Annotated in this window: 21 protein-coding genes; 12 read left to right on the top strand and 9 right to left on the bottom strand. The window is 64.4% G+C overall.

Going from position 1 to position 21,706, the window contains the following annotated elements; translation table 11 throughout:
* Positions 1–37: 37 nt before the first annotated feature.
* The 4 genes from ACH2DW_RS06215 (at position 38) to ACH2DW_RS06200 (ending at position 4,332) form a co-directional block, all read left to right on the top strand.
* A complete protein-coding gene (locus ACH2DW_RS06215) occupies positions 38–1,276 on the top strand; it encodes a peptidoglycan DD-metalloendopeptidase family protein (RefSeq protein ID WP_394928856.1) in 1,239 nt (412 codons plus the stop codon).
* 72 nt (positions 1,277–1,348) lie between these two features.
* Positions 1,349–1,750 (top strand): CBS domain-containing protein, encoded by a 402-nt coding sequence (locus ACH2DW_RS06210; RefSeq protein WP_394928855.1) that lies wholly within the window; start codon positions 1,349–1,351, stop codon positions 1,748–1,750.
* Between the two features lie 6 nt (positions 1,751–1,756).
* On the top strand, positions 1,757–2,689 hold the full coding sequence (locus ACH2DW_RS06205) for an ATP-binding cassette domain-containing protein (protein WP_394928854.1): 933 nt from the start codon (positions 1,757–1,759) through the stop codon (positions 2,687–2,689).
* Entirely contained in the window at positions 2,686–4,332 is a 1,647-nt protein-coding gene (locus ACH2DW_RS06200) for an ABC transporter permease (protein WP_394928853.1), read from the top strand. Before ACH2DW_RS06205 ends, ACH2DW_RS06200 begins: the two co-directional genes overlap by 4 nt.
* A gap of 31 nt (positions 4,333–4,363) precedes the next feature.
* On the opposite strand, the gene ACH2DW_RS06195 is transcribed toward ACH2DW_RS06200, so the two are convergent.
* A complete protein-coding gene (locus ACH2DW_RS06195; RefSeq protein WP_394928852.1) occupies positions 4,364–5,527 on the bottom strand; it encodes an acyl-CoA dehydrogenase family protein in 1,164 nt (387 codons plus the stop codon).
* Positions 5,528–5,582: 55 nt separating this feature from the next.
* Positions 5,583–6,635, bottom strand: coding sequence for a phosphotransferase family protein (locus tag ACH2DW_RS06190; protein WP_394928851.1), 1,053 nt, complete (start codon positions 6,633–6,635; stop codon positions 5,583–5,585).
* A gap of 120 nt (positions 6,636–6,755) precedes the next feature.
* Here ACH2DW_RS06190 and ACH2DW_RS06185 point away from each other — a divergent pair, with 120 nt between their 5' ends.
* On the top strand, positions 6,756–8,264 hold the full coding sequence (locus ACH2DW_RS06185) for a N,N-dimethylformamidase beta subunit family domain-containing protein (RefSeq protein ID WP_394928850.1): 1,509 nt from the start codon (positions 6,756–6,758) through the stop codon (positions 8,262–8,264).
* A 149-nt stretch (positions 8,265–8,413) separates the two neighbouring features.
* Positions 8,414–9,928, top strand: coding sequence for an SDR family NAD(P)-dependent oxidoreductase (locus tag ACH2DW_RS06180; protein WP_394928890.1), 1,515 nt, complete (start codon positions 8,414–8,416; stop codon positions 9,926–9,928).
* Here the strand turns inward: ACH2DW_RS06180 and ACH2DW_RS06175 are convergent.
* Positions 9,907–11,490 carry a glutamate synthase-related protein gene (locus ACH2DW_RS06175; RefSeq protein WP_394928849.1) on the bottom strand — a complete coding sequence of 528 codons (1,584 nt, stop codon included), beginning with the start codon at positions 11,488–11,490 and terminating at the stop codon, positions 9,907–9,909. The two genes, ACH2DW_RS06180 and ACH2DW_RS06175, sit on opposite strands and share 22 nt — an antisense overlap.
* A 183-nt stretch (positions 11,491–11,673) precedes the next feature.
* Between ACH2DW_RS06175 and ACH2DW_RS06170 the strand changes: the two genes are divergently transcribed.
* Positions 11,674–12,765: a pyridoxal-phosphate-dependent aminotransferase family protein gene (locus tag ACH2DW_RS06170; protein ID WP_394928848.1), complete on the top strand. Its 1,092-nt coding sequence runs from the start codon at positions 11,674–11,676 to the stop codon at positions 12,763–12,765.
* A 27-nt stretch (positions 12,766–12,792) separates the two neighbouring features.
* Here the strand turns inward: ACH2DW_RS06170 and ACH2DW_RS06165 are convergent, their stop codons facing one another.
* From ACH2DW_RS06165 to ACH2DW_RS06155, 3 genes are all read right to left on the bottom strand, one after another.
* Positions 12,793–14,010, bottom strand: coding sequence for a CaiB/BaiF CoA transferase family protein (locus ACH2DW_RS06165; protein WP_394928847.1), 1,218 nt, complete (start codon positions 14,008–14,010; stop codon positions 12,793–12,795).
* Between the two features lie 160 nt (positions 14,011–14,170).
* On the bottom strand, positions 14,171–14,569 hold the full coding sequence (locus ACH2DW_RS06160; protein WP_394928846.1) for a hypothetical protein: 399 nt from the start codon (positions 14,567–14,569) through the stop codon (positions 14,171–14,173).
* Positions 14,539–15,036 (bottom strand): phytanoyl-CoA dioxygenase family protein, encoded by a 498-nt coding sequence (locus ACH2DW_RS06155; protein ID WP_394928845.1) that lies wholly within the window; start codon positions 15,034–15,036, stop codon positions 14,539–14,541. Before ACH2DW_RS06155 ends, ACH2DW_RS06160 begins: the two co-directional genes overlap by 31 nt.
* A 50-nt stretch (positions 15,037–15,086) precedes the next feature.
* Here ACH2DW_RS06155 and ACH2DW_RS06150 point away from each other — a divergent pair, with 50 nt between their 5' ends.
* Both ACH2DW_RS06150 and ACH2DW_RS06145 read left to right on the top strand, forming a co-directional pair.
* The gene (locus tag ACH2DW_RS06150; protein ID WP_394928844.1) at positions 15,087–15,977 is read left to right on the top strand and encodes a MaoC/PaaZ C-terminal domain-containing protein; all 891 of its coding nucleotides are present in this window, start codon (positions 15,087–15,089) and stop codon (positions 15,975–15,977) included.
* A gap of 52 nt (positions 15,978–16,029) precedes the next feature.
* Complete coding sequence (locus ACH2DW_RS06145; RefSeq protein ID WP_394928843.1) at positions 16,030–16,836, top strand: LLM class flavin-dependent oxidoreductase; 807 nt, start codon at positions 16,030–16,032, stop codon at positions 16,834–16,836.
* Positions 16,837–16,838: 2 nt separating this feature from the next.
* On the opposite strand, the gene ACH2DW_RS06140 is transcribed toward ACH2DW_RS06145, so the two are convergent.
* Both ACH2DW_RS06140 and glsA read right to left on the bottom strand, forming a co-directional pair.
* Positions 16,839–17,066 (bottom strand): hypothetical protein, encoded by a 228-nt coding sequence (locus ACH2DW_RS06140; RefSeq protein ID WP_394928842.1) that lies wholly within the window; start codon positions 17,064–17,066, stop codon positions 16,839–16,841.
* A gap of 29 nt (positions 17,067–17,095) precedes the next feature.
* Complete coding sequence (gene glsA / locus ACH2DW_RS06135; RefSeq protein WP_394928841.1) at positions 17,096–18,064, bottom strand: glutaminase A; 969 nt, start codon at positions 18,062–18,064, stop codon at positions 17,096–17,098.
* A 105-nt stretch (positions 18,065–18,169) separates the two neighbouring features.
* On the opposite strand from glsA, the gene ACH2DW_RS06130 reads away from it, so the two are divergent.
* From ACH2DW_RS06130 to ACH2DW_RS06120, 3 genes are all read left to right on the top strand, one after another.
* Positions 18,170–19,120 (top strand): phosphatase PAP2 family protein, encoded by a 951-nt coding sequence (locus ACH2DW_RS06130; RefSeq protein WP_394928840.1) that lies wholly within the window; start codon positions 18,170–18,172, stop codon positions 19,118–19,120.
* A gap of 77 nt (positions 19,121–19,197) precedes the next feature.
* Positions 19,198–19,695, top strand: a complete 498-nt coding sequence (locus ACH2DW_RS06125) for an ABC transporter permease (protein WP_394928839.1) — start codon at positions 19,198–19,200, stop codon at positions 19,693–19,695.
* A gap of 103 nt (positions 19,696–19,798) precedes the next feature.
* Complete coding sequence (locus ACH2DW_RS06120) at positions 19,799–21,181, top strand: phytanoyl-CoA dioxygenase family protein (RefSeq protein WP_394928838.1); 1,383 nt, start codon at positions 19,799–19,801, stop codon at positions 21,179–21,181.
* A gap of 42 nt (positions 21,182–21,223) precedes the next feature.
* Here ACH2DW_RS06120 and ACH2DW_RS06115 read toward each other — a convergent pair whose 3' ends face one another.
* The gene (locus ACH2DW_RS06115; RefSeq protein WP_394928837.1) at positions 21,224–21,547 is read right to left on the bottom strand and encodes a hypothetical protein; all 324 of its coding nucleotides are present in this window, start codon (positions 21,545–21,547) and stop codon (positions 21,224–21,226) included.
* Positions 21,548–21,706: the final 159 nt, after the last annotated feature.

Below are 21,706 nucleotides of genomic sequence, written 5' to 3'. Positions count from 1 at the left end.
GGACACCGCCTCGCGCTGCGCTGTATCGTCGCGTTCCGTGACGTCGCCCCGCTCGCTCTGGTCGCGTCAGTCGACGCGCCGCCTCGCCGCCGCAACGGTGGTGCTGACGCTCGGGCTGTCTGCGGTGGGCTCGACCATTCCGGTCGAGGCGCAGACCGACAGCGAGGCAGCCCGGCAGGCCGCGCGCGAGATCCAAGCCGCCCGCGATCGAGCCAACGAGGCCGCACAGGCGTTGTTCGATGCTGAGTCGTTGATCGACACGCTGAGCCTGGAGATTGCCGAGGCCCAGCGGGAACTGACAGCAGTTGAAGCCGAGTCAAGTGAGATGCGCCGGTCACTCGAAGCATCTGCGGTGCGTCGCTTCACGCAGTCAGGAGGGTCCAGCTTCATTCTGCTCGGCGACCTCGACGAGGCCAACGACGAACTGACTGCCGAAGTGCTGACTGCAGTCACTGTCGAGGCCGCAACGGTTGAACTCGACGACTTCGATGCCGTGATCAAGGAAGTCGACGAAGCCCGCACCCGCCTCGAACGGCGTCAAGCCGAGGCGGAACAGGCGTCAATCGACTACGCCGCCTTGCAGCAGCGAACCGAAGACGAGATCGCCCGACTCATCGAAGTTGAGGAACGGCGGCAGATCGACGAAGCAATCGAACGCGAGTTGCAGCGCCAGCGCGAGGAACGGGCGCGCCAGGATGCAGCCGCGGCCCAGGCCGCAGCCGATCGTCAATCCGCCGCATCGGCCGCGGCGGCCAGTTCGAACAGCAACTCGGGATCATCCGGATCATCGGGAAGCTCCGGTTCGAGCGGCGGAAGTTCCGGCGGCAGTGCCGGGAGTGGCAGCTCGGGTGGAAGCGCCCCACCGGCGACTTCGCCGCCATCAAACGCTGGTCGGGGGATGACCTGCCCGATCCGCGGCAACTATGCGTTCGCGAACACGTGGGGAGCCCCCCGCTCCGGTGGGCGCCGCCATCAGGGTGTCGACATGATTGCGCCATCAGGCACCACGCTCGTGGCGGCTGAATCAGGCACCGTTCGATTCTCCACCAACCGCCTGGGCGGCAACGCCGCCTGGGTCACCGGCAACAGCGGCACGAAGTACTACTACGCACACTTGCTGGGCTTCACAGGCGGCAACCGCTCTGTCTCTCAGGGCGAGCAGATCGGCACCGTCGGCCAGACCGGCAACGCGGGCACACCTCATCTCCACCTCCAGATCCATCCCGGCGGCGGCACTGCTGTCAACCCGTACCCATACGTCCGCGCCGTCTGCTGACACCCGCCGCTGACACACGGACAGGACCTTGTTCTCTGGCCGCGGGTCGGCGACATATTGCATCATGGAGTCATGAGCGACGCAGAGATGTTCTTCGCGGTGCGCCCCGTGAAATCGGTGGCGAGTGACCGCATCACAACAATCGATCCGGGGGCAACGCTGCGCGCTGCCGCTGCATCGCTCGCCGAGGATGACGTGAGCCTCCTCGTCGTCGGGACGCGCGACGCCGTCGAAGGGGTGGTGTCCGAACGCGACATCGTCCGAGCGGTCGCTGACGATGTCGACCTCGACACCGCAACCGTTGCATCGATCGAGAGCGACCACCTTCTTTGGGCAACGGTTGATTCGACGATCGCCGACGTCGCGGCGGAAATGATGGAGAACTACATCCGTCACATTCTTCTGCGCGATGAAACCGGAGCGCTGTACGGCATCGTCTCGATGCGCGACCTCCTCGTCGAGTTGCTCGACTAGTTGACGATGTCCGACCCACGCGGCGCCGACTCGGCGATCATCTCGTTGGTGAACGTCGCCAAGGCCTTTGGCCCGACCCGAGCACTTGACGGGCTTGATCTCCGCGTCGAGCCAGGCGACGTCCACGGGTTTCTCGGCCCGAACGGGGCCGGCAAGACCGTCACGATTCGCGTGCTGCTCGGGCTCCTTCGGGCCGACAGTGGCGTGGCCCGGCTGTTCGGCGCGGACCCGTGGGCTGACGCCGTGGAGCTCCATCGCCGCCTCGCTTATGTCCCTGGGGATGTGAATCTGTGGCCCGGGCTGTCGGGCGGCGAGATCATCGACCTGCTCGGGCGGCTGCGCGGTGGCATCGATCATCGACGCCGTGATGAATTGATCGCGCGATTCGCACTCGACCCGCGCAAGAAGAGCCGCACCTATTCCAAGGGGAATCGGCAGAAGGTCGCACTGATCGCTGCGCTGTCGTCGCGCGTCGATCTGCTGCTCTTAGACGAACCCACATCGGGCCTCGACCCGCTGATGGAATCGGTCTTTCAGTCGTGCATCCTCGAAGCCACTGCCGACGGAACGACGGTGTTGTTGTCGAGCCACATCCTTGCCGAGGTGGAGGCCCTGTGCGACCGCGTCACGATCATCAGGCAGGGTCGAGCGGTACAGCACGGCACCCTCGATGAGCTTCGTTCACTCACCCGCACCAGCATCGATGTACGCACGCGGGTGCCACTGACGGACTTCGACACTCGAGCGGGCGTCCATCGGGTCCGTGTCGACGATGACCGACTCCGCTTCGACGTCGACGGGAGTGCGATCGACGAGGTGATGCGACAGCTCGGAGAGGCCGGAGTGGTCTCTCTCGTCAGCCAACCGCCGACACTTGAAGAACTGTTCTTGATGCACTACTCGGACAGCAACGGCCAGGACACGACAGCAACGCCATGACCGACACCGCAGTCGCTCCGATCGCCGCGCCTCGACTGGGCTCGACCAAGCGAGACGGTCAGCTCAGCGGATTCGGTGCGCTCCTTCGACTCAGAATGCGGCTCGACCGGGTGCGGGTCGTCTGGTGGTTCGCCGGCATCGTTGGACTTGTCGCTGCCACGACGCAGAGCATCGTCGGCCTGTACGACACGCAAGCCGACCTCGATCAGTACGCCGAGCTCGTTGACGGGAACGCGGCGCTGATCGTGCAGGCGGGGCCCGGGTACGGCCTCGACACACCGACAACGGGTGCGGTGGTGATGAACGAACTCAGCATCTGGACGCTCATCGCCGTGGCGCTCATGAGCATCTTTTTGACGGTGCGGCACACTCGGACTGAAGAGGAGACTGAGCGGATCGAGTTGATCAGAGCTGCGCCGATCGGCCGCCATGCCCCACTCGCTGCGACGTGTGTTCACGTGATTCTCGTGGTGGTCGCTGTCGCCGCCGGCGCGGTGGCCGTTCTGCTGGCGGCCGATCTGCCGACCGCAGGCTCGCTGGCCTTCGGTGCTGCGATGGTCGGCATCGGCGCTGTCTTCATCTCGGTTGCAGCGATCGCTGCGCAAGTGGTCGGCGGGGCGCGCGCTGCGCTCGGGCTCGCATCAACGGTGCTCGCTGTGATGTTCGTCGTGCGCGCTGTCGGTGACGTCACGGCACCGGCGCTCTCGTGGGGGTCACCCATCGGGTGGGGGCAGGCCATCCGGGCCTTTGCTGACGAACGCTGGTGGGTACTCGTCATTCCGGTGGGAGCGTCGGCCGGACTCCTCGCCCTCGCCATCCACTTGCAGTCACGTCGAGATGTCGGTGCCGGAATGCTGCCGCAGCGAATCGGCAATGCAACGGCTGGTCCACGGCTCGGTTCCACCTTCGGTCTTGCGGTGCGTTTGCAACGCGCCTTGGTTGCGGGGTGGCTCGTCGGCCTGGCGCTCTTCGGTTTCTTTTATGGCATCATCGCCGATCAGGCCGAGACGCTTTTTGCCGATAATCCGGAGATGGCGGACTTCTTCGAGCAGCTGGGTCAAGCGTCGCCGACCGACGCGTTCCTGTCGACGGCGCTGTTCATGCTCGCCTTCATCGCCTCAGGGTTTGCGATCTCGTCCGTCCTTCGACTCCGATCCGAAGAGGCAGCGACGCGCGCCGACTGGATACTCGCCACTCCGACCGCTCGGCACACATGGGCGATGAGCCACCTCGTCGTGGCAACCGTCGGGGTGACGGCCATCATGGCCGTGTCGGGTGTCGCTACCGGAGTGGGCTTCGCCCTGGTCAGCGGTGACGTTGGACAGATCGCGCGCATCGTGGCCGGTGCCCTCGTGCTGACGCCCGCACTCTGGGTGCTGTGCGGCGTCACGACACTGCTCATCGGTTACTCGAGACACGCGGCGAACGCGGCCTGGGCGGTGCTGGCGGCGCTAGTCGTGATCGGTCTTTTCGGGCCGCTGCTCGAGCTCCCCCAGTGGGTTCGCAACCTGTCGCCGTTCGAACACGTTCCGGCGCTTCCCGGTAGCAGTTTCGACATCGTGCCGCTGGTCGTGTTGACCGCGTTCGCTGTCGTCGGTCTCACCGTCGGCGTCCGCGCACTGGCACGTCGCGACATCGGTTGAAACCGGTCCCAACTGCCCGCTCGACGTTGTCTCAGTAGGACTTGGGGAGGCCGAGGACGTTCTGGGCGATGTAGTTGAGCGTCATCTCTTGGCTGACGGGCGCAAGTCGTTGCAGCCGAGCCTCGCGCCAATACCGCTCAACGTGATATTCGGTGGCGTAGCCCAAACCGCCGTGCGTTTGGATCGCTTGATCGGCAGCGAAGAACGACGCCTCGGCTGCCAGGTATTTGGCGGTGTTGGCCTGCTCGCCACATTCGAGCCCGGCGTCATAACGCTCAGCGGCCACCAGCATCATCGTGTACGCCGCCTGCAGGTCCATGTGAGCCTTGGCCAACGGGTGCGAGATCGCCTGGTTCTTGCCGATGGGGCGACCGAAGACCTCGCGCTCTTGGGCGTACGCGATGGCTCGCCGCAGAGCGACCTCCCCGATCCCGCAGGCCATCGAGGCAAGCAGAATACGTTCGGCGTTCAGTCCGTGCAGGATGTGGTGGAATCCGCGGCCGCGTTCACCGACGAGGCGCCAGCCTTCGACCGGTAAATCGTCGTAGGCCACCTCACACGACGCCACCGCATTGCGCCCGAGCTTCGGGATCGGCGCGATGTCGCAATACTGCGGGTCGAGGTCGACAAGAAACAGTGACAGACCGCCGAACCCTTCGCCTGGCGTTCCGTCGGTGCGGGCGAGCAGTAGGCAGACCTCAGACTCGAGTGCCTTCGACGTCCAAATCTTGCGACCCGAAATGATGAAGCCACCCATTCCGTCGTCGGTGGCGCGCGTCGAGATGCGACTCGTGTCGGTCCCAGCATCCGGTTCGGTCACCCCGAAGGCAACGTGGAGATCGCCTGCCGCTGCTCGGGGAAGAAAGGTGTCCTTGAGTTGGTCGTTGCCAAACTTGATGACCGGGGCGAGGCCGAACATCGTCAAGTGCAGCGCGGTCGAGCCGTTCATTGCAGCGCCCGACGCTGCGACACGATTCAAGACGAGTGCACCTTCGGCAATCCCCTGGCCGCCGCCGCCGTATTGCTCGGGGATCGCGATGCCAACCCATCCACCGGCGGCCATCGCGTTGTAGAAGTCCCAGGGAAACTCATGGTCGCGATCCTTCTGCGACCAGTAGTCATCGTCGAAGTCAGCACAGACGCGATCAACACCTTCGGCAATCGCGGCACGGTGTTCATCGTTATCGAGTGTCATCGGGTACCGAGCTTGGCAGCCAGCGTCCTCGATCGACGAGCGCACGACATCGGTGTCACGCGTCGAGCAGTGATTCGAGGTCCAACGCGTCGATGGCTCGTGCACACCGCCGGTTCATCGTTTCGATCAGCGCGAACTGACGTGGGTCGTCGAAGTCCATCCCCCGGGCGGCAACGATCGGATAGACGAGACAGAACAACGCGGCCAGCCGGTAGTCCTCCCACAGACGATTGGTTTCGGCAGGCGATACGCCTGCAGCGTGGAGCGCGGCGATATACCGATCAAAGAGGGCTCGCTCGTGGGCGACCGCGACGTCAGGCAAGAGGCTCTGGGTGACGAAGTAGGCCAGATCGTAAGACGGCGAACCGAGACCGGTCAGCTGGAAGTCGAGGAGGACCGTGCGGCCATCTGCAGCGAAGAAGATGTTGTCAGCGCGGTAGTCGCCGTGAATCACCGTGGTGGGCGATGTCGACAGCGTCGCCAACATCGCGGGCATCGCCTCTGCCCAACGTGGTGCCACGTTGGCGATCGCTGGCTCAACGTCCATCAGCGAACTGACCTTCTCCCAGCCTTCGGCGAAGACGACGGGCAAGACGGCGAGGTAGATCGGGTCGGCCAGACTCACCGCAGCGCCGGTCTCGACGAACCGTTCCGCATCACCCCAGAACTCTGCGTGCCAGAGAGCGAGTTCGTCGACGGCACGCTCGGCATCGGCGATCTCCATCCCTTCGATCTGGTCGACGACTCGATGCCCGCCTTCGTCTTCCATCAGGACAAAGTACGAAGCTCCGTCCTCTGACACGGCACCTCCGAACCCTTGTGGCGCGTCGATCGGCGAGCGCTCCCGGAGCTCTTCATAGAACTTGACCTCACGCTCGTACATCCGCAGCATCGAGCTCGTGAACACTGCCGCTTCGTCAAGCGCCGGCAGTTTCAGCACCAGGGTCTTGGGAACGTCGGTGCCACTGAGGTGCAGGCGGTAGACGGCACTACTGACGCCAATACCGACGCCAATGATCTCGGCGTCGAGTCCGGTGACGGCGAGTCCGGTGGCCGCGGCCAGCCATTCGACAGTCACTTCATCGATCGTGGCGGGAATCTTCGTCATGGGCACTCCATCCGTCGTGCCGCCGCGCAGCGCGGCGGGTTGACTCAGATGCTCGCATATCATCGACGTGACGCCCGACACGGCCGAAGGGGCCGGTGGACCATGTGCCAGGATCAGTCCATGGCGATCGAAACTGTCACCGGGTACTGCTGGCCCCAATCCATCACGGCGGGCGCAGGCGTCGCACTGCATCTGTCATCTGCGGGCGGCCGACCGGTCGACGTCGAGATCGCCCGTCTCGGCGCTGAGCGGACGGTGCTGTGGACCGACACCGTCGATGCCGGTGACCACGCGACGCCGCGCGACGCTGACGCCCACGGCTGCAACTGGCCGGTTGCGACAACGGTGACCGCCGACGATCAGTGGTCATCGGGGTACTACGAGGTCCAACTGACGATTGATGTCGACGGCAAGACTCGACAGAGCCACGCGTTCTTCGTCGTGCGTCCGAGCGCCAATTCGGCCAACACGATTCTGTTGCAACTCGCGACAAATACGTGGCACGCCTACAACGACTTCGCCGGCCGCAATCTCTACACCGGCAACACCCGTGCCTCCCTGCAACGTCCGATGGCGCGCGGGTACCTGTTCAAACCCGCCGGAGCAGGTCGTCGAGTGACCACGACCAACCCACCCGACCGCGACATGAATGCCCATGTCGGCTACATCCGGATGAACCATCTCTCCGGGTGGGCGGGATCGGCTGGGTGGCCGGACTGGGAGTGGCCGTTCCTCGCCTGGGCCGAGCGCAACGGCTACGGCATTGATGTCATGACCAACGCCGACCTCGAGGAGCATCCGGGCATCGTCGACAGGTACCAGCTGTTGTTGTCGGTCGGACACGACGAGTACTGGTCCGGTCCAATGCGCGACACGGTCGAATCGTTCATCGCTGGTGGTGGCAACGTCGCATTCTTTTCGGGCAACACCGCGCTGTGGCAGGTGCGGATGGAAGACCCTGACAACGACGGCCCAGCGACGGTGATGGTCGGGTACAAAGGGCAGTTCAAGGATGATCCGGTGTATGGAACGGACCGCATCGGTGAGCTGACGAGCATCTGGTCCGATCATCTGATCGGCCGCCCTGAGAACCAGATGACCGGGGTGAGTTTCACCCGTGGCGGCTATCACCGCATCGGCAAGCGCGTCACCAATGGTGCTGGCGGCTACACGGTGTATCGCCCCGAGCACTGGATGTTCGACGGCACGGAGATCGACTACGGCGACGTACTCGGCGCAGCTGCAACCACGGTTGGGTACGAATGCGACGGCTGTGAGTACACCGTTGTCGACGGGCTGCCGCACCCGACGGGCGTCGACGGAACGCCTGCCTCGTTCGAGATCTTGGGCATGGTTCCTGCTGCCCACTTCACGCGGACGACTGCCGGTCGGCCCCCGAAGCCGCATGAGCCATCCGAGATCGAGTTCCTCGCGTCACGGGTGTTCGACTCTCGGGATCCAGCGGCGGTCAAGAAGATCGCTGCTGGCCAGGCGATGCTCGGGAGCTACGTCTCCCCCGGCGGCGGCACGGTCATCACTTCGGGCTCCACTGATTGGGCCCACGGCCTCGCCGGGCGGGACGAACAGATCGAGCAGATCACGCGCAACATCCTCGACCGCCTCGGCTGACTTCCCTCCAGGTCTCCCCGTGGACCCGGCGCGCACGCGGTGGGAGGGAATCTCGTGGAACGGATGTGGCGCCCGCTCGCCGGTAGGTTTCGGGAGTGACCGGATCCGAGGGAGCGAACGACGAGGTGCGCCGGCGCTTGCTTGATGCGATGGCGGTGCTGCGCGAGGTCATTGCTGCTCCGGAAATGGCCAACGAACTCCACGCTGACGAAAAGGCCGACTTCTTCAATGCGGCCGGTGATGTGTTCTGTCCCGATCCGGAGATTCGCCGGCGGCGCACCAAGCTGCTGCAGCAGCAGCGTCGCAACGAGCGCACTCAACGAGATGACGACGTGCTCGGCGAAACCGGCATCCGTACGCTGCGCAGTAAGCCGGTGTTCACCACGCCCGACGTGTTCGCACCGGGCGACTTTGAGCAGCGCGACGTCGCCGATGATCCGGACCGGCCAGCGTTTCGTGAGACGCTCGAGCCTCAGCACTGCTACATCTGCAAGGTCCGCTATCACGAAGTGCACCACTTCTACGACCAGCTCTGCCCCAGCTGTGCGGCGCTCAACTACACCAAGCGCGGCGAACTGGCCGACATGTCGGGGATGGTCGTGTTGCTGACCGGTGGCCGCGTGAAAATCGGGTACCAGGCCGGCATCAAGCTGCTGCGCTGCGGAGCCGAGCTGATTGTGGCGACGCGCTTCGCGCGTGACGCTGCGGAGCGGTACGCGGCAGAGCCCGACTTCGCCGACTGGGGCGACCGACTCGAAATCTTCGGGCTCGACCTCCGCCACACCCCAAGCGTGGAGGCCTTCTGCGCACACCTCCTCGCGACGCGCACGCGACTTGATGCCATCGTCAACAATGCGTGCCAGACCGTGCGCCGACCGCCAAGCTTCTACGAACACATGATGGACCGCGAAACAGCGGCCCTCGAGTCGCTGCCGGCCGATGTCCTGCAACTCGTCGGCTCGTACGAAACACTCCGCAACGCCGCGCCCTCCCTCCCGCTCGGCGACGACAGATCAGCTGCGCTCGCACCCGCCGCCGAGGCCACCGACGTTCCGGGCCTCACTCGCGCTGCCGAGCTCTCCCAGGCGATGCTGCTGCCCGAGGACCGCCCGACTGTTGCTTCGCTCTTTCCTGCGGGCCAACTCGATCAAGACCTGCAGCAGGTCGATCTTCGTGGCCGAAACTCATGGCGACTGCAGCTCCACGAAGTGTCGGCGGTCGAACTGCTGGAGACGCAACTGGTCAATGCTGTGGCGCCGTTCGTGTTGAACGCCCGACTGAAGCCGTTGATGGAGGCAACCCCCGGAGATCACAAACACGTGGTCAACGTGTCAGCCGTCGAGGGTCAGTTCTACCGGCCGCGGAAGACCACCAAGCACCCGCACACCAACATGGCAAAGGCCGCGTTGAACATGATGACGAGGACGTCCGCGACCGATTATCACGACTCGGGCATCAATATGAACAGCGTCGACACCGGCTGGGTCAGCGACGAGGACCCTGTTGCCATCGCCGAGGCCAAGACCGCTGAGCAACGGTTCCATCCCCCGCTCGACATCGTCGACGGCGCAGCGCGCATCGTCGATCCGATCATCGACGGATTGAACACCGGCACTCATGTGTGGGGCCAGTTCCTCAAGGACTACACGTCAACCGACTGGTAGCCCGCGAAGCGGACACCGCTGAGCTTGGCCATCTTGTCATCCCAGGTGGCGAGGTCGTTCTGGTTCAACTTCGACAGGTGATCGTGGCCGCACGCACGCGCCATCACCGACATGAGTTCGACCGATGCACTGAAGAACGTTGCGAGGCGTTGGGCCGATGCTGCGACGTCGAGTCGGGCTCGGAGTTCTGGCTTCTGGGTTGCGATCCCGGTCGGACAGTTGTTGGAGTTGCACATTCGAGCACCCACGCAGCCGATGGCCTGCATGGCTGAGTTCGACAGCGCGATGCCATCGGCGCCGAGAGCGAGCGCTTTGACGAAGTCAGTGGGGACGCGCAACCCGCCGGTCACGATCAACGTGACGCGCCCGCTTGCCCCTGCGTCGTCGAGGAAGCGGCGAGCCCTGGCGAGGGCTGGAATGGTCGGAACGCTGATGTGGTCGCGGAACATCGTCGGTGCGGCGCCGGTGCCACCTCCGCGGCCGTCGAGGATGACGTAATCGACTCCGGAATCAAGTGCGAATCCGAGATCCGCCTCGACGTGATTGGCGCTGAGCTTCATACCGATGGGAACGCCGCCGGACAGCTCGCGCACGCGGTCACCGAATCGACGAAAGTCATCGACACTGTGCAGGTTGGTGAAGGTTGGCGGCGACACGGCTGGGTGTCCCGGTTCGATGCCGCGGACCTCAGCAATCTTGCCGACGTTCTTCGACCCGGGCAGGTGTCCGCCCGTTCCGGTCTTCGCGCCCTGGCCGCCCTTGAAGTGGAAGGCTTGGATGGACGACAGGAGTTCTTCTCGGTAGCCGAACTGGGCACTGGCCAGTTCGTAGAAGTATCGGCTGTTGGCCCGCTGCTCTTCGGGAAGCATGCCGCCTTCCCCCGAGCAGATTCCCGTCCCGGCCAATTCGGCACCCGTGGCGAGAGCGACCTTGGCTTCTTCGGACAGCGCACCGAAACTCATGTCCGAGACGAACAGGGGGATGTCGAGGTGGAGCGGCCGCTCGGCCTCCGGCCCGATGACGAGTTCGGTGCCGACGGTGACGTCGTCGAGCAGCGGCTTCGTGGCCATCTGCGCCACCATGATCTGGATGTCGTCCCAGTGCGGGAGGTCCTTGCGTGGCACCCCCATCGACGTCATCGTTCCGTGGTGACCGATCTTCGTGAGGCCGTCTCGAGCCAACTGGTGAATGAACTCCACGGTGGGCTCCTCGGGCGTCGAACGAGCCGTCGGCGCCGCTCCCGAGCCGGACGGTGGCGGTGTAGCTGCAGCTGCGGCGGCGGCTGACCCTGTCGTTCCGACCTGGACGGCGGTGATCTGGGCGTGGCTGCCATCGCAGTAGGGCGCGTTGCCCGTGCGCTTGCACGCGCAGAGGTGGGCAGCACCGTCGGTTTCCGCTGTGAACGCCTTGGGCGTGAAATCGGTGCCAACGTGTGAACCGTCGCAGAATGGCTGATTGCTCGACCGACCGCAGGCACACCAGTGGTATTCCTCTCCAGCCGTCAGGTCAGCAACTGCCGGCTTGTTGTCGGCAATGGTCGGGTCGGTCGTGTTCTCTGACATGTGGCGTGTCTCCTGACGATTCGGGTTGCGGGCGTGAGTGTAACCGGTTCTTGTTATTGCAATTATTGTGGATGCAGTCACCCCACGCCTTCCGGTCAGGAACGATCGACCTACTCACCCAGTTGGACTCAATCGTGCGCCCAGGCTCGCGTTGCACCGCGGCCAACGCATATCGTCGGCGACATGACGTTGACCGATCGCATCCTCATGGGCCCCGGCCCGTGCAACCCCTATCCCGAGGCTGTGCAGGCGCTCGGCAGGCCAATGCTCGGTCACCTCGACCCGGAGTTCATCGCCCTGCTCGATGAGACCAACGATCGGCTGCGCACGGTATTCGGCACCACGAATGCGTTGACGTTTCCCGTGTCGGCAACCGGGTCTGCCGGGATGGAAGCCGCCATTGTCAACTTCGTCGGACCGGGCGACACCGTCGTGGTCGGCGTCAATGGCGTCTTTGGTGGGCGGATGGTCGACGTGGTCAGCCGCACCGGCGCCGACGCCATTGCCGTTGACCACGAATGGGGCCAACCGGTCGACGTCGAACGAATGCTCGCCGCACATCCCAACCCTGCGATGTACGCAATGGTGCATGCCGAGACCTCGACCGGCGTGCAGAGTGACATCGCAGCAATGGGTGCGGCCAAAGGCGATGCGCTGCTGCTCGCCGACTGTGTCACCTCGCTCGGCGGTGTCGATCTGCGCATCGACGAGTGGAGCATCGACATCGCCTACAGCGGTACGCAGAAGTGCCTCGGCGTCGCTCCGGGTCTGGCACCTTTGACGGTGTCAGATCGAGCGATCGAACGAATTCTGCCGAAGCCGCAGTCGTGGTATCTCGATCTGAACATGATTGCCGGGTACGTCACTGGATCCGGCGCTCGGGCGTACCACCACACCGCACCCATCTCGATGATCATGTCCTTGCACGCCGGCCTCGGCGCCGTGCTGGACGAGGGTCTCGACGCGGTACGCGCCCGCCATCAAGCGGCCGGCGACGCGGTCAAGATTGGCATGCAGCGGCTCGGGTTCGAGTTGTTCGCCGCCGAGGGCCACCGGCTCGCACCTCTCAGCTCGATCACGATTCCGGAGGGACGCCTGGGCGACCAATCCGAGGCACAGGTCCGCTCTCGGTTGCTCGCCGAGTACGGCATCGAGATCGGCGGTGGACTTGGACCCGTCGCTGGCAAGGTCTGGCGGGTCGGCACGATGGGCCATACTGCGCGGTTGCGCAATGTCACCACCCTGCTGGCTGCGCTGTCCGCCATCGTCGACTGAGTCAGTGCTCGGCGGGGCGGTTCAGACTCACTGTTCGGCGACGTGCCCATCGGCAACGAGCCGGTCAACCATCGCATCGTCGAAACCCGCGCTGGCGAGGACCGAGCGGGTGTGTTCGCCGACTCGTGGCGATGAGTGTTGTGGCGAGATGTCGACGTCACGAATGCGCATCGGGGCTCGAACCGTCCGGTACTCGCCGTGCTCGTCGTGCTCGATGGTCGGGAAGAGACCAATGGCCTCGGCCTGGGGATCGGCGGTGACTTCGTGGAGCCCCAGGACCGGGCCCCAGATCAACCGATGTTCGTCGAAGATCGGACCCCAATCGTCTCGCGGCTTCGCTGCGAGCGCAGCGTCGACGGTCTCGACCAGTTCGGCCATGTTGTCGAAACGGCCTTTGATGTCTTGCAGGCGGTCATCATCGAGGAGGTGGTCGAGGCCGAGCGCGGCGCAGAAGCGCGGCCATGCACTGGCCTCGGGCATGTTGAACACGACCCAGTTGCCATCCGCGCACGGGTAACGGTTCGCGGTCGCGACGATCTGTTGCTGCCGGGAGCGACGGCGCACGGGTGCCTGATCGACGGCGGTGATTCCATAGTCGGTTGCCAGCGTCCATGCCGCCGTTTCGAACAACGATGTCTCAATGACCTGACCCTTGCCGGTGCGTTCGGCGAGGCGCAGCGCGGCGAGGATGCCGCTGACCAGCGCGAGGCCGGTGGTGTGGTCGCCCTGTGCCGGCCGCGCCATCGGAACCTGTCCTTCGGCACCATCGCGCATCGAGTCGTAGAGGCCGGATCGCCCGAAAAAAGCGGTGACGTCGTAACCGGGGCGCCAGGCCTCGGGGCCGTCGGTGCCGTAGCCCGTGAGGGTCGCGTGAACGAGTTTGCTGTTCGTGGCGAAAAGCTGCTCCGGCGCCAGGCCGAACTTTTCTTGTCGACGCTGCAACAGGTTGCACAGGAACACGTCTGCTGATTCGCACAGGCGGTGCACGATGTCGCGACCCGTGTCAGACCCCAGGTCGACAGCAATCGACCGCTTTCCACGGTTGTCCACATCAAACTGGAAGTCGTAGCCCTTGAAGGCACCCTCGACCTTGGCCGGGCGAGTCGTGTTGCGCATCGGGTCGCCGGTGAGCGGCTCGATCTTGATCACGTCGGCGCCGAGGTCGGAGAGAATCGCTGCGGCACTTGGCGCTGCCATCCAGCTGTCGATCTCAATGACGCGAATGTCGTCGAGTGGCAGTGTCATCCGACGACCTCAATGCCGGTGCCAGTGCCAATGCCAATGCCAATGCCAGAGAATGGGCCAAAGACAGGGACAGGGACAACGCGAAGGAGTTGCATCGGCGCATCTTCTCAGACGGGAGACAGGCTGAGAAAGAATCTGTGTGCGTCGGTCCCGTTGGACATCACGGCAATGTCCCGATTCGTTCGATCGCGGCGTCCAACGCGGTGACGGCAATGCGCCCGGCCTGCGACACGGTCAGCAACGCCCCTGCAGCCTCGTAACCATCGACCGCGTCGCCAAGCGCGGCAGTCAGCGCGTGGCTGGCATTGCCGCGCGGTCGATGACCATTCGCAATCATCGAGCCGACCAACTTCGCGCCGGTCTTCGCGTCGCCGCTGCGGATCAGCGCGATCGCCGCGACGCCGAACAGGTGGCTGACACCGACGTAGTAGTGCTGGTCGAGCGCTGCTTGCACGGCATCGCGGCAGTGATGCAGCACCTCGCCCAGTTCGGCGCGCTCGACGCTGAAGTGGAGGATCAGCCCATCGATCACCGGTTCGACGAGATGGTCGCGCGGCATCGAGTGCGGCCATTCCAGTCCATCGGTCCAGATGTCGAGCGCAGCGTCGATGTCGACTGGAACCACATGCTGGCGTTCTGCGTGCCCGACACGTTGTAGTACGGCTGGTCCTGGTGCCAGGGCGTGCGCTGCTTGGTTCCCGGCTCCTTGACCAGCACATGGTCGTGGTAGAGCCGACTCGTGTCCGAGCCGCTCAGTTCCGCAGCAATTTCAGCGCCGGGTGACCTCCTGATGAATCGTTCCATCGAAGGCAGTCGGGACCAGTTGCAGAAATCTTCGATAAATGCGCCATCTCCTGCGGCGCTCGCACGCTTCGCGCGCGGCGAGAGATCGGCGAGGTTGGCATCGATGGCGGCACGAGCCCATTCCATCTGATCCGGCGTGAATGCTTGGCGGACACACACCGCACCGTCAGCGGCATAGTCACCCTCGATCGTCCACCGGCCCATGCGCGTCCAGTCTCTCATCTGCGATGTCAGTTCCATCGACCACGGCCGGCATTACTCTCGGTTGAGCGATGCCTGTTCCCACTGCACTCCTCGACCTCGCTGTCGATCCTGTTGTCCACGACGTCGACCTGCGCTGGACGATGGCCTACGCCGCCGCGCTCGGCGATCACAACGATCGCTACTTCGACACGATGCAACCCGACGCTGTCGTTGCCCACCCGCTCTTCCCCGTCTGTCCAGAATGGGAAGCCATCGTCGCGTCACGGTCGAAGTCGTCGACCATCGGCATGACCACGGCGGAGGTCCTCACTGGAGTTCACGCCGCACACGACATCACGATTCACCGCCTCGTTCGGCCAGGCGACCGGCTGACCACGCAGCTTCAGATTGTGGCGCTCACCGACATCGGCCCGGGCGCAAAGGCAACAACCCGCCTCGTCACCGTCGACGCTGACGGGCAACCTGTTGCCACCACGACACAGGACGCCATCTATCTCGGTGTCCCGACCGATGACGTCCATCAGCTCGACCCGATGCCACCGGCCGCCATCGCCGGCTCTGAACGAACCGGTGCCCCGTCGACCTTCAGCCTCGACATCGCTGCAGGCGCTGCGCACACCTATACCGAGTGCGCTCGGATCTGGAATCCCATCCACACCGATCGGGCGGTGGCGCTGGCCGCCGGACTTCCCGACATCATCCTGCACGGCACCGCCACATTGGCTCACGGCGTCACTGCCGTCGTCGACGCCTGCGCTGGCGGGCGTCCTGAGTTGGTCCGCCGGATCACTGGTCGGTTCGCCGCGATGGTGGCGATGCCCTCGACGATCACGATCAATGTGTGGCCCGGCACGCTGACTCCAGATGGCACCACGACGGTTCCGTTCGAAGTGCTGAACGCACAGGGCGATGCAGCCGTGAAGGACGGCCTGATCGTGCTCGGTGCGATCGACGGGTGACCCTTGGGGTGGCCTCCCTCGACCCGCACGGGTGTGATGGGAGAATCTGTCGATGAAGCACGCCTTGTTCCTGCCGCCATTCGGCGCGCTCGCTGACCCCGTACGACTTGTTGAGCATGCCGTTGCCGCCGAGGAGGCAGGGTGGGATGCCGTCTTCCTGTGGGACCACGTGCTTCGTCGACCCGGTGAGCCCCAAGAGATTGCCGACCCCTGGGTCGCAATGGCCGCTATTGCGGCCGCCACCACGCGTCTTCGGATCGGTCCAATGGTCACCCCAATCACTCGTCGACGTCCGATCAAGCTCGCTCGGGAGACAACGACGCTCGACCATTTGTCGAGTGGACGATTGACACTCGGCCTCGGGCTGGGAGTCGACACCAGCCGCGAGCTGAGCGGCTTCGGCGAGATCGTGGACCCGCGGATTCGCGGCCAACGACTTGATGAAGGCGTCGAGCTGCTCTGCGCGCTCTGGACCGGTGAGGAGGTCAACTTCCACGGGGAGCACTTCACTGCTGACTCGATCGTTGCACTCCCGCGCCCGGTGCAGCAGCCACGTATCCCGCTGTGGTTTGCCGCGCGCGGCGAGGCCCGTAAACCAGTTGCACGCGCCGCCAGGTTCGACGGCCTCTTTCCCATCGAGGTCGATGCAACTCAACTCGGCGAAATGCTCGATGTCGTGCGTGCCGAGCGGGGCAGCTTGGACGGGTTCGATGTGATCGTCAACCCGAGTGAGAAGATCCCGTACGCGACGCTCGCTGACCATGGCGCGACCTGGGCGATTACGGGCCCAGCGCCTGGCGCCGAGGGCACCTTTGAGATGGCGTCATCGCCGCCCGAAGACACGTTCGGGACTCGCTGATCTCAGTCCGTCGATCGGTGCCGCCGGATCCGTGATCGGACGAACATCACCGGGCCGACAATGACCACGGCCAGACCGACGGCGACGAGCACCAACGCGATGGTGCCAATCTCCCCTGCCGCGCCGTCAGCGCCCTCGTCGACCTGACTGATGACGATCGACCATGTGGCGCCGGCACTTCCGGCCCCCAGCAACACCACGAGCAATGTGGCGATGATGGCAGCTGGCACCAGACGCTGGCTCTGGTGACGGCGGGGGTTCACGCTCTGGTCCACGGGCGATCGAAGTCGAAGAGGTGCATATCGAACTCTTCGGAGAGTGCCTCGAACACTCGAAGACCTCGGACACTGTTGCCGTGCTCGTCGAGCCGCGGCGAGAACACCGCGACCGCACCGGCCCCCGGGATGATGCCAACGATCCCACCGCCCACACCGCTCTTTGCCGGGATGCCGACCGTGTACGCCCACTCGCCTGCGTAGTCGTACATCCCGCAGGTGAGGGCCACGGTCAGCATGTCGCGAGCAACTCGCGGTGACACGATCTGTTCTCCCGACACTGGGTGAACTCCGCTGTTCGCGATCGTGGCGCCGATCATTGCGAGGTCACGAGCGGAGACGAGCACCGAGCACTGCGCGAAGTAGACGTCGAGCGTCTCTTCGACCCGGTCTTCGATGATGCCGTGGCTGAGCAGCAGGTAGGCAATGGCGCGGTTGTGGTTGCCGGTGGCACGTTCGGATTTCCACACAGCGTCGTCGATCTCAGGGCGCCGTCCGAGGTACCGCTCGAACATCGCAGCAATCCCCTCGATGCGTTCTTCGCGCGACCCGCCCACCATGTCAGTGATGGCAATCGCGCCGGCATTCACCATGGGATTCGGCGCCCGATGCCGTTCCTCGTCAAGTTCGATGGCGTTGAACAAATCCCCCGTCGGCGCCACCCCCACGCGCTCGAGCACGGCTTCACGGCCGTGTGTTTCGAGCGCCAGGCCATAGAGCAACAACTTCGAGATCGACTGAATGGTGAACAGGTGGTCATGGTCGCCGGTGAGTTGTTCCTGACCATCGAGAGCGACCGCTGCGATCGCAAAGAGATCGGGGTCGACGTTGCTCAACTCAGGAATGTAGGCAGCAGGTGCGCCCTCGGTGAGGGGACCGAACTGCTCGTGGAGCCCAATACAGACCTGTCCCAGCCACTCGATTCGTCGCTGCCGTTCGTCATCTTCGACCATCGAGCCGACCCTACGACACGCGTGCAGCGATCTCCGTGTAGCCGAGCTCGTGTGGTAGCCAATGTCGATGTTCATCGTCCAGCAGCACCGGAGGGTGACCGCTCCATGTCTGCGGTCAACGTGATCGACGGGCCGCCCCCTGAGTCGCCAACGGCGACACCGGTGCGCAGCCGGCTGTCATTGCTGTTCGCCGTGGTCGCCGGGTCGATGGCCGTGTTTTTCGGCAACTACGTCTTCTTCGTCCGCACCACCCTCGGCCAGGAACTCGACAACGCTGCGCTCGTCGGCGCGGAACACGAAACTCAGGGGGTCATCACCGAGGCATGGGACCTCCTCGACATCATCAGTGTCGCCTCGCTCGCATTGGCGTGCGTGGTGATTGGCATGGTCGCGTTGTTGCGCAAACGGGTCGCCCTCGCGTTTGCGGCGCTGACAACGATCGCAGTCGCCAACGTTGCAACCCAACTTCTCAAGCGAGTCGCCCTCGAGCGTCCTGATCTGATCGGAGCAGGCGACGTGAACAGTCTTCCGAGCGGTCATGCAACGGTCGCCACGACCGTTGCCGTCGGTCTGGTGATGGTCACAGCCCCGCGCTGGAGGTCGGTCGTGGCGCTGGTGACGGTTGTCTTTCCGATTGGGGTCGCTGTCGCAGTGGTGACCGCTTCGTGGCATCGGCCGTCGGACTCCATCGCTTCGTTCTGCGTCGTCTTGGGCATTGCCGCTGCCAGCCTCGCCGCGGTCGTCGCTGTGTTCGGCTTCGACGCCGGCGAACGACCGCCACGATGGGTGCGTCGCTCTGCTTTGGCCTTCGCCAGTGCAGCGATCGTCATCCTCAGCGCCGTGAGCCTCGTCGGTCTGTGGGCCGTCCGAAATCGTCTGCGAGATGGCCAACTTGACGCTCGCTGGGAGACGGTTGCGTACACCGCCTCAACGGCTGGCATCGCCGCCGGCGCCCTCGCCGTCATGCTGTGTCTCGTCCTTGCGTTGCGCGGCGTCGCCGTCGGCCACGGCGGATGGAACCGCACCGCTGAGGGTGCCACGGCGGTGGACCACTAGGTCTGCTCAGGTCTCGCTGGGAGATCCTGGTCTGACAACCCCGGCCTCGTAGGCCAGCACGACGGACCGACCCAGCAGTGCTGACCGCCGTACTCGACCAGGTCTCGGCGCAGTTTCCGCAGGCTGACGTCGAGACCTCTGAACAGTTCCGGGATCGGATCGAAGGGTTCGTCGACGAGGCGCTCGCCATCGTGAACATCATGGTTGCTCTTGCGGTGATCATCGCCCTCATCGGCATCGCCAACACGCTGGCGCTGTCGGTGTTCGAACGGACCCGTGAACTCGGTCTCGTTCGAGCTGTCGGGATGAGCCGTCGGCAGCTCCGGCGAATGGTCCGCTTCGAAGCGGCGCTCGTCGCCACATTCGGTGCTGTGTTGGGCGTCGCCATCGGCTTGCTGTTCGGTTTCGGCGTGGTGCAGGGTCTGCCCGATTCCTTCGCCTCCGGCGTGAGCATTCCGGTCGGTTCGATTCTGACGCTGGTTGCCGTCGCCGCCGCCGCCGGAGTCGTTGCCGCCTGGCTCCCGGCCCGACGGGCTGGGCGTCTCAACATTCTGGATGCCATTGCCGCCCAGTAACCGCATCAGATCACTGCCTGTTGACGGCTGGTCGAACACCTCGGGGTTGGACGCGCCAGACTCTCAGCAGTTCTGAACCATCAACCTCTGGGGAGCCACCGACATGACGGCCACGGATTCAACAGCAACGCAACGACCATTGCCGGCCGACCTCGCCGAACGGTTCATCCGCGACGGCTATGTCGTCGTCGACGATCTGGTCACGGCCGAGGAACGTGCCCGGATTGTCGACGATGCCGCTGGGTTTACCGACGGCACCTACCCGGTGAGCAATCCACCTGATGACGGCGACATCTTGGCCGTTCACTTCCCGCATTGGGTGAGTCCCGTGGCTCAGGATGCAGTGGTGCATCCGGGGATTGCTGAGGTCGTCGGCACCATTGCGGGAGCACACCTGCCAGGGTGGGATGGCCGGACGAAGTGCATGCAGTCGATGCTCTTCTTCAAGCCGCCCGGGTTGCAGGGTCAGGCGTGGCATCAGGATGAACGATTCATTCCGACGCGGGACCGGTCGCTCGTCGGAGCGTGGATCGCACTTGACGATGCCACGGTCGACAACGGTTGCCTCTGGGTGCTCCCTGGGTCACACCGCACGGGGATGATCCATCCCACGCGGGCTCACGGCCAGGTCGAGGAATTCGATCACAGCGACGAGGCATACGGGTTTGACGACGCCGAGGCCATTCCTGTCGAGGTTCGGGCCGGTGCGGTGGTCTTCTTCAACGGATATCTGTTGCACCGCTCGTTTCGCAATCGGTCGAACGGGACGCGCATGGCGTTGGTCAACCACTACATGAATGCCTGGTCGCTCCTACCGTGGCAGGTTGGCAAGGGCATCGAGGTCGGGACTGCGGACACGCGGGCGATCGTTCCCGTGACCGGGGACGACCCGTACGCGCACAAGGGCATCGACGAGAGTCCTGGCGTCACGTTTGTTCGGCCGCGCGTGACGCCAGCCTCGGCGCAGTTTCGGGATCCTTCTGCGGACGCGTTCAACCGCTCCTCGGATGCTGCTGCCACGGCCGATGGCGACGGTCCCGTGCTCCGGATCGACACTGGGCTCGCGATTGCAGCACCTGTCGCAGACGTGTGGAAGGTGCTGACCGACCTCGACCGATACGGCGATTGGAACCCATATGTCGTGGATGCGCAGGGCGCCGGCACTGCGGGATCCACGGTGACGGTCACGACACGGCCGACGGACGCCGACCGCGAGACCACCTACGACGTCGACGTGGTGGCCGTCGGCGCGCCCCACCGGCTTGAGTGGCAGGGCGGCTCACCGGATCGTGAGCGGTTCCTCACCCGACATGTGTGGACACTCACCGAGACGCCCGACGGTACCGATCTCCACCACTACGAGACCTTCCACGGAACCGATGCGCAGGCAACCTTTGACATGATCAAGGTCGGTCTCCGACGCGACTTTGAACGCTTCAATAGCGGGCTCAAGGCTGCCTGCGAGAACGGAAACCGCCTGGCCTGAGCAGAGAGTGAGCAGCGGGTCGACGGCCGCGCGGCCGTCGACTCAGAATCCGCGGTTGTTTTCGCGCTTCTTCGGCGGCGCCTTGAACGGTGCCTCGATGAGCATCTCGAACCGCGCGTCGTCGGGTTGGTTCGGCTCATTCATGTTCTGGAGGTACTTCTTGAGTGCGGCGCGACCAGCGGTGACGTGATCACCCTTGGTTCCGACTGAACGAGCGAGCGCATCTTTGGCCTTGCCGACTCGTTCCTTGCGGGTGGCCTTCTCGGCCTCGCTGAAGATACGTGGCTGCTTGTTGACCTTTGCAGCGGCTGCTGCGCGCCGCTTCGCTTCGGTTTCCTGCAGTGGGGTCAGCTTCTGGTTCGCCATGGGTGTCCAAGGTACAAGCGTGGTGATCCAAGTTGTCGAAAAGGGCGGCGGGATCAACGCAGAAGCCCACGCCCCTAATTCACACTAAAGAAAGCTAAGCTACGGGCCGGTCGGACGTCGACCGGACAGCAATTGCGAAGTGCACCATGTTCCCCGTCG

This window comes from uncultured Ilumatobacter sp. (genome assembly GCF_963980585.1).
Classification (GTDB): Bacteria; Actinomycetota; Acidimicrobiia; order Acidimicrobiales; family Ilumatobacteraceae; genus Ilumatobacter_A.
The sequence above is the reverse complement of the archived record's forward strand: the minus strand, read 5'-3'. Positions and strand labels throughout refer to the sequence as shown.